Source organism: Pseudomonas sp. 910_23 (genome assembly GCF_052850795.1).
The window spans coordinates 1-1,231 of the sequence record NZ_VXCZ01000048.1 but is presented as its reverse complement, the minus strand read 5'-3'; the positions used below and the strand labels follow the sequence as shown (position 1 = coordinate 1,231).

At 53.5% G+C, this 1,231-nt stretch carries 1 protein-coding gene; it reads right to left on the bottom strand.

Features of this window, described 5'->3' with window-relative positions:
- Window positions 1-18 precede the first annotated feature (18 nt).
- Window positions 19-1,169, bottom strand: a protein-coding gene (locus tag FW800_RS27260; protein WP_446438863.1) for an IS3 family transposase whose coding sequence is annotated in 2 segments (ribosomal slippage) — window positions 19-935 and window positions 935-1,169 — 1,152 coding nt in all. Because the reading frame shifts where the segments join, the coding sequence is not laid out codon by codon here.
- Between the last annotated feature and the right edge of the window lie 62 nt (window positions 1,170-1,231).

The window sequence follows — 1,231 nt, the reverse complement described above, 5'->3', positions numbered from 1 at the left end:
TGAATCGCCCCGGATTCTCTAGACACCTTGCAAGCTCATTGCGTAACGCTTTTCAAACTCTACCGGTGACAGCTGATTGTTGAAACCATGGCGGCGTTTTACGTTGTAGAACATCTCGATGTAATCGAACACATCACTCCGAGCATCTTCCCGCGTGGTGTAGATTTTTCGCTTGATCCGTTCCCGTTTCAGAAGCTGGAAAAAGCTCTCGGCCACGGCGTTGTCATGACAGTTGCCTCGGCGACTCATGCTGGCAACCAAATTGTTTGCCTTCAAAAAGCTGCGCCAATCGGAGCTGCTGTACTGGCTGCCTTGGTCGGAATGAACCATCACCTCTTGCTTCGGTTTACGCCTCCAAACCGCCATCAACAACGCATCAATAGCCAAATCACTGGTCATCTTCGACTTCATTGACCAGCCAACGACCTGACGAGAAAACAGATCCAGTACCACTGCCAAATACAGCCAGCCTTCATACGTACGAATGTAAGTGATGTCGGTGACCCAAACTTTGTTGGGTTCTACGACATCAAACTGGCGCTTCAGTAAATTGGGTGAGGCGACCGCAGGCTTACCGCCGTACTTTCCAGGGCGACGTCGATACCCTGTCTGAGAGCGCAGCCCTTCAAGACGCATCAGCCTCGCCACACGATGGCGACCACAATCCTCACCGACTTCGCGCAGATCGTCATGGACTTTGCGATAGCCATAAACGCCGCCGCTCTCCAGCCAGGAATGCTTGATCAAACCCAGCAGTCGCTGGTCGTCTTTGGCGCGCACAGATTGCGGCTCAGACAGCCAGGCGTAATAACCGCTGGGATGGACTCTCAGCGTCAGGCAAAGCCGTCGAATGGAATAGTCGCCCGCTCGCTGCTTGATAAAGGCGTACTTCAACCGCACTCCTTGGCAAAGTACGCGGCGGCCTTTTTTAAGATGTCTCGCTCTTCGGTGACCCGCTTGAGTTCGGCTCGCAGACGACGCAGTTCAGCGTGCTGATCATCATCCTGCTGCCGTTCTTGTTGAGGTTTGCTGTAGCGCTTTATCCAGGCATAGAGGCTATGCGTCGACACGCCGAGACGAGCCGCTGCATCAGCGACAGGCAGCTTCTTTTCGGTCACTTGATTGACCGCTTGGATTTTGAATTCTTCGGGGTAACGCGGGTTGCTCATGGCACCTCCTAATTGGCCTCAGTTTAAGGCAAAGAGGTGTCTACGAAACCCGGGGCGATTCA